Annotated in this window: 5 protein-coding genes; all 5 read left to right on the plus strand. The window is 57.0% G+C overall.

Annotation, left to right across the window (positions count from 1 at the left end):
• Positions 1 to 320 precede the first annotated feature (320 nt).
• Positions 321 to 2,093, plus strand: a complete 1,773-nt coding sequence (locus tag ACWIZX_RS12430) for a CAP domain-containing protein (protein WP_448336001.1) — start codon at positions 321 to 323, stop codon at positions 2,091 to 2,093.
• 71 nt (positions 2,094 to 2,164) lie between these two features.
• A complete protein-coding gene (gene lepB, locus ACWIZX_RS12435; RefSeq protein WP_448336002.1) occupies positions 2,165 to 2,779 on the plus strand; it encodes a signal peptidase I in 615 nt (204 codons plus the stop codon).
• Positions 2,780 to 3,081: 302 nt separating this feature from the next.
• Positions 3,082 to 3,699 carry a TadE/TadG family type IV pilus assembly protein gene (locus tag ACWIZX_RS12440; RefSeq protein ID WP_448336003.1) on the plus strand — a complete coding sequence of 206 codons (618 nt, stop codon included), beginning with the start codon at positions 3,082 to 3,084 and terminating at the stop codon, positions 3,697 to 3,699.
• Positions 3,656 to 5,533, plus strand: coding sequence for a pilus assembly protein TadG-related protein (locus ACWIZX_RS12445; protein ID WP_448336004.1), 1,878 nt, complete (start codon positions 3,656 to 3,658; stop codon positions 5,531 to 5,533). The genes ACWIZX_RS12440 and ACWIZX_RS12445 overlap by 44 nt, the downstream gene beginning before the upstream one ends.
• 25 nt (positions 5,534 to 5,558) lie before the next feature.
• On the plus strand, positions 5,559 to 7,472 hold a 1,914-nt coding region (locus ACWIZX_RS12450), incomplete at its 3' end, for a TadE/TadG family type IV pilus assembly protein (protein WP_448336005.1).

Consider the following 7,472-nt stretch of genomic DNA (forward strand, 5'->3'; position numbering starts at 1 on the left):
ACGCCCCCCTTCCCCGCAAAACCCCCATGGTCCGCTCAACGTTTTTCTCTGCGGGGAAGGGGGGCGATTCTTGGGACTGCGATTGCACCTTGCGAATCGGCAGCATAAAAATGTCTTTTCAAGGGCGGAAAAGGAAACGCCATTTTACCCATACATAGGCGGAAGAAATGATGGGTGAAACGGAAACAAAATGCCAGGATTTTCAAGGAACTTTGAGAAAGCCATCGCAATCAATCTCGAAAATAATGATAGACAATGGCCGATAAGCCGCTCAAATTAACGGATAATAATGATAAAATCTCTCAACGATGAAGTTTTCCATGCAGCGATGGTTCGTGTTATTCCTGATTTTGCTGGGGCTGGGCGGCATCGTTGCTGCCGCCGCCGCCCAAAGCGGATATACCCCCGTCAGTCAATCCGAAGCGCTTGCCCGCCAGGAAGGTGCGGTGGTCTATCTCACCAACTTGGCACGGGCGGCGCGCGGCATCCCACCCCTGCGCTGGAACTGGCAGCTGACCCAATCGGCGCGCTGGTTTGCGGCCGACAAAGCCGCGGCGCCGAATTGCGCTGACGCCCACCGCGACACGCTGGGCAACTTTCCGGATGTGCGCGCCCGGGCTTTTGGCTACCCCGGCAGCGCCGGCGCCGAAAATGTGTGGTGCGTGTATGTGCCGCCTGAACAGGCGGTGGAAGGCTGGCTCAAAAGCAATACCGGGCATGCTGACCAGTTGTTGAACCCCGATCACCGCGAGGTGGGAATTGGCTATAACCAGAACGGTGAAGGCTGGCTGGCGCAGGATTTTGGCAGCGACAATTCATTTGCTCCGCTGATCATCGAAAACGAGAGTTTGAGCACCTCTGCCCAAAGAGTCAATTTATATCTTTATGACCGTCCCGCCGAGGATTTTTTCACCGCCTTGCAGCCGGCGGTTTCCATGCAGATCAGCGAAGATGCCTGTTTCAACAACACAGCGGTTCAGCCGTATCAGTCACAAAGCACATTTAACCTTTCCTCTGGTGAGGGCTGGAAACGGGTCTATGCCCGCACCCGCGATGCCTATGGGCGCAGCCTGACGGTGGATGACAGCATTTATCTCGGCAGCCTGCCAGCCGGTCTTCCTTTGGGCGAAGAGCACTTTTCCACCAGCCGCCCAACGGTAACGCTTTACGGGCTGGACGCGCAGGGGCGCAGTCACCTTCAACTCAGCCTTGGCTGGCTGGGGGATGCCTTCAAAACCGGCAAGAACAATCTGCTGCCACAAATTGCCGACCCGGCCGCGCTGAATGGGAAAGCCGTGCTGCTGCCCCACAACCGCAACGACGGCAGCGATCCCAACATGGCGTGGGTGTGGACAACGTCCTTTTTTACCCAACAGCCGATGGTCGCCTACTTCCGGTTGAAGGTCAATTCATTGCCCGAAGGGGAGGCAGCCCGCCTGAGCGTGACCGCCGGTACTTTCCAGAGCGGCGAAGTCATCTTGAGGAGCAGCGATTTTCCATCCACCAACACCTATATCGAAGTGCCGCTTTCTTTTACCTTTACGCCAGATCAAAACAACCCCTTCTTGATATTCAAAATCCGGCGGACGGGTAGTGCTGAGGTCAGTATTGATACTGTCACCATCTTCACTGCACCACAACGCTTCAACGGCAGCCCGTTTGTGTGGCAGGTGCCGGGCGGTGCTTACCGCGGTCAGGGGGTATGGGTGCGCTTTTCTGGCGCGGATGGCAGTAACTTTACCCCGCTGCGCGAGGCGGCCGTTTCTCAGCGGGATGGCTGCCTTTCGCCTTCTTCGCTCACGGTGCTGGCTGCACCGTCCTCTGCAACGCCGCTGCTTTCGGCGCTGGTTCTGCCTTCCTACATGGCGGGGGATGGTTGGAGTGTGGAAGAAAACCTGCCGTGGCTGCAAGCCGGCCGGGCGGGTGAGCGGGTGGAACTGCGCCTTTTGACCGGCGGGCTGGGGTTGGGCGAGTACAATGGTGAGGTGATCATCCGCCCGGAGGAGCGGGCCTATCCGCCCCTGCGCCTGAGCGTGCGGCTGGTGATGGCCGAGCGCCTCTACCCGGTCTATTTACCGGCGGTCAATCGCTGACCGTTTCAGCCGACTTAAGGGTTTCGCAAGTTCTCCCACTTCCGCCCAAATTGTGATAAGATGCCGGTGTTATGAGCGAAGAACGCAGTTCCAGCGGGGAATTCTTGACGGCAACGGAAGCCGCATCTCAGACTGCTCAACCGGCAAACACCCTGCTCGGCATTCTCAGCGAGGTTTTCAAAACCATCCTGTTTGCCGTGCTGCTTTATTTTGCCATCAGCGCGGTAACCGACCGCGTGCGGGTGGAAAACATTTCCATGCAGCCAACCCTGAATGAAGGTGAACTGCTGGTGGTGTATAAACTGGCCTACCGGCTGGGTGAACCGCACCGCGGCGATATCATCGTCTTTCATCATAACCGCCAACCGCCGGAGGATTACATCAAACGGGTCATTGGCCTGCCCGGTGACCAGGTGCGGGTGGAAGGCGGGCGGGTGTATGTCAACGGCATTGCCCTGGATGAGCCTTACATCGCCGAGCCGCCGGCTTACACGGGGGTGTGGGAAGTGCCGCCCGATTCGCTGTTTGTGCTGGGGGATAACCGCAACCGCTCATCTGATTCGCGCATTTGGGGGTTCGTACCGATGAGGGATGTGGTTGGCAGGGCGGTGTTGATCTACTGGCCGCCCGAAAAAATCCGTCTGCTCAGCCATGCGGATCTGTTAGCGCAGGCTGCACCTCCCTGATAGGGAATAGTAATATCTTCCACGCCTCCTTAACAATATCGCTTTAGTGCCTTGAAGAGGGGACATCTCGCTGCTGTTCGGGTTTTGCGCTTATTTCAGCTCCTGCCCTTTGCCTGAAAACAGCCGCCTCCGCTAAGGCAGTGCCTGCCGGAGGCGGTTTTGTTTGCTTGCAGTTACAGAATCGTTTGTTTTGTTACCAAAAAACGGTTGGTTTGGCTTTGTGCCCGTTGACTTTCAATGCCATATTCGTTATGATATGAATACTGATGGAAGGTTTCTTTTAGAATTGGGGGAGCAAGTGCATGTCGCGATTGTCTGAACAGCCAGCCCCAAATTTCCACCCCCGGCATATCCGCACCGCACGGGCACAGTCCTTTATTGAGCTGGCCCTGGTGTTGCCGGTCTTGTTTATTATTTTGTTGGGGGTGGTGGAAGTGGCCATTTTTATCGGCCGCTATCTGGATGTGTTGGACCTGACCCGCGAGGTTGCCCGTCAGGCTGCCCGCGAGGAGCGCTTTACGGCTCCGTCCACTTTCTTTGCTGAAGTTGATTCCTATCTGGCGGCGCCGCCGACTGGCTTGAATTCTTACATCACAATGAACAATGCTACTGATGACATGGTGGTTTCGGTTTTCGACCTGCGGGGTAGTGGCGAAAGAATCTTGCATGTCTGGTCAAATACCAGCGAAAATTACAAAAAAGACTGTGAGGGTAACGAAGTCCGCACCGAACCGTATTACACCCTTGATCGAGTGATGGCGATCGGTTCGCCCGATGTCAATGAGGGCATGGTCGCCGTAGAAATCTATTACTGTCATCCACTGGTACTGAACATTCCGTTAATCACTTCTTTTATTCCAAATCCGGTGCAAATCCATGCCTATTCCATCTTTCCGTTTCCTGCCATCAAGTACCGCTAAGCGGCAATCTTCTGCGCGGCGGCCTGCCCGCGGGCAGGTGCTGGTCATTTTTGCGGTGGCCATGTTAACCCTGCTCTTTTTCGTCGGGCTGGCCATTGATGCAGGCTCCTTATATGTCACCTACAACCACCTCAAACGGGCGGTGGATGCTGCCGCAGTGGCGGCTGCCAACCAGTACAAACGCGGAGAAACCCATCTCAATAAATTTGAAGACGCCGCCACCGAAGTGCTCGAACTGAACAATGTGGATATGTCGGTGGTGGATCTCGAAGTTCATATTTGTGATGAGGATGGGGATTATGTGATTGATCATGGCCTGCCGGCTGACTTGGATCGCCGCTGTCACGAGGCCGCTTTTCTCCGTAAACTGGTGTGGGTTAAGGCTACCCAGCGGGCACCGCTCTACTTTTTGGGATTGCTGGGTTTTGGTCCGGTTTCTCTGACCACCCAGACCATCTCCGAAGCCGCTGCAGTGGATATTGTGCTGGTGCTGGATGTTTCGGAATCCATGTCGAGCCAGACCAGCGGTTACATTCCCAATGATTACGACCCCGATACCCAATGCAACCCGAACACCCGCACAGCGGGAAGCGTGCCGCCCTCGGGGGCATGCCTGCCGATGTGGTACCTGAAGAATGCCGCCCATGCCCTGATCAATACCATTTATGAAGGCTACGATCGGATTGCAATTATCACCTACGATTCGCGCGCGGAATTGAAGCAGGACTTCACCAGCCTCAAAGCCGTTGCGCGGAGTGCATTATGGAACAATGTCAACGTCCATGATGACCCGCCCTATGCGCGGATGTGGGCGCCGTGGGGGCCAGACCGTGAGCCGGGTGATTACGCCTTCAACCCGGTCAACCCCGAAGACCGTGATGGAGACGGGCGCGATACGGATGATGATATTGCTTTATATGGGGTGGATTGCCCGTGGGTTGCCAACCCGGCTGCGCTGGCTGACCGCTGGTGGAGTGTTGACGAAGGTGCACCCGATCCCTTTGGCTGGGGCGGGGTGCCGTGCGATCACGATGCCTATCTGGATGCTTACGACTGGAATTCCGATGACATCTTCACCATAGATGACCACAACGCTTCGCTGGATTATCTGGCCAAATTCCCGGCGTTTACCGATTTAAGCGGCCATACCATCCGCCCTTCGCTTTCGCCGCTTTCTACCTGCATCGGCTGCGGTTTGCGCATGGCTAACGAACTGCTGACCAAGTACGGCCGCCGGGATGCAATTTGGGTGGTCGTGATGTTCACCGACGGGGTGGCCAATTTGAGCGATACACCGCCCAACGCCTCAACCGGCCCGGGCGATACCCCTTACACCGGCGGGAATGTGCCGGCGGTCATGACCAGCGGCTTTTGTAACGGGCATTTTGCCGACCGCGATGCTGACTCGTGGTGGCAAAAACTGTGCATTGACCGCCACTTCACCCCGCGCTACTGTATTGACCCGAGCGGCGCAACCTGCCCGCCGGGCTCAACCCACGTGGTGCCGGCACTGCGCAGTTATACCTACTCGGTCACCGACTACGCCCGTGACCTGGTGGATACGATTGGTTTGACCATTTCCGGCAATCCGCAAGAGCCGCTCGGCACGGATGTGGCCATGTACGCGGTCGGATTTGGGGCAGTAAATTTGGGCGAACCGCTGTTGCGTTACATTGCTGCCGTAGGTGATGATGGAGACCGCCGTACCGATGAATGTGCGGGCAAACCCAGTTTGCAATCCTGTGGTAATTATTTTTATACCAATGATGCCTCTCAGCTGCAGGCGATTTTTGAGGATATTGCCAGTCGCATTTATACCCGTATCAATCAATAAAGGGCTTTGAACGGAAGGACCGCCCATGAAACGATTACCGATTTTTAAATCCCTCGTCCTCTTCCAGCGGCAGCGCTGGCGTGCGCAGGGTTTTGTGGAATTTGCACTCGCGCTGCCCATTCTGCTGATGCTGATCTTCGGAATCATCGAATTTGGGCGCTTTTTACAGGCCTGGCTGGCGCTGCAAAACGGGGCTCGTTTTGGGGTGCGTTACGCGGTCAGCGGGGATTTCAACCCGGAATACTGCGACGAAGCCGCCGCCGCGCTGGGGCTGACCGCCGAACATAGCGGCAACTGCCGTGTTCCGGAGACTGTGGACGACTGGGACGAAAAGAGCAGCGCGCTGAAAGACTGGGCGCGGCTGGCTTCCATCCGCGATGCGGCCATTGCCGGCGCAACCGGCGTGGCGTGGGATCCGGCCCCGGCAGTTTCCGGCGACTATCTGGCTTACCTTGATTACGGTTGGAATCATTCTGACTTCGATATGACGCACCGCGGCAACCCGGCTCTGAAGGGCTTTTTGAATGTGATGATTTGCTCAAACCGTGAGGAAGACCTCGGCGGGGGGCTATTTGCCCGTTTTCAACGCAACCCACATGAGATTAGATATTATGAACCTAATGACCCCGGGCATTTGCAGGACTATCGCTTCCCCATGTTTTGCGAACGGGCTCTTGGCACCAAAACTGGAACTACCTTCAACCAGACCGCTATCGAACGGTATGTGGATGACGCCGGCGGGTCGGGTGACCGGGTTTTCGTGCGTCTGGCCTACCGCCACGAATTGATCACGCCCTTCCTCAACAATATCTGGCCGACGGCCATGATCTATGCCGAGCGGGAAGGCTACGTGGAAGCCTTCCGAAAAACACGGCCGGGCGGGGCGCTGGGAGTTGCCCCCACCCCCACCAGTACTCCAACCGACACGCCCACCCCGACCAACACCGCCACCAACACCTCAACGCCCACCCCAACCGATACCGCCACGCCAACCGCCACACCGACCATCACCCCCACCAACTTCCCCTGCGGCGGTACGGGTGTGCTGCGCGAATGGTGGGGCAGCATTCCCGGCACTTCAGTAAGTGACCTGACCGGCCACCCGCGTTACCCCGGGGCACCCAACAACCATGATTACCTGGCCGATTTTGAGGCACCGCAAAACTGGGGGAACAACTACGGCCAGCGCTTGCGCGCCCTGGTGTGTGCCCCTCAAACCGGCTTATACCGCTTTTACATCGCCAGCGATGATAACAGCCGCCTGGATCTTAACGGCAGCCCAATTGCTTCGGTGCCGGGCTGGACGTATTATCACCAGTGGGACCTCTATGGTAGTCAACGCTCCGCTCCTGTTTATTTGACAGCCGGTTCCTGGACGCCTATCGAGGTGCATCATAAAGAAGGCACGGGACTGGATCATGTTTCGGTTGCCTGGGCCGGGCCGGGCATCACCGGCAGCGCCGACGACCCGCCTGTGGTGATTGACGGCTACTATCTTCAACCGGTTGCGCCGTTCCCGACCTGGACGCCTACCCATACCGGCACGCCCACCTACACGCCGACCATAACGCATACTTTTACCAACACGCCGACCCGCACCATTACCCCAACCCCAACCGATACCTTCACGCCAACCCTGACCTTCACGGCGACCAACACCCGTACGCCGACCCATACACCCACCATCACACCGACACCCACCATTACAAGAACCTTCACCAATACCCCCACTCCCACCAACACTCCGACGCGTACCTATACGCCGACCATAACGCTGACCTTTACCCCTTCCAACACACCAACCATAACAAATACGTTTACGGTAACTTTCACTCCCTCCAATACCCCCACCCGTACCGCCACGGCTACCCCTGTGACGCCAACCATCACGCGGACATTTACCAGCACACCTACCCGTACCAGCACCCCCCTGCCAACC

It is taken from the genome of Bellilinea sp. (genome assembly GCF_053501535.1).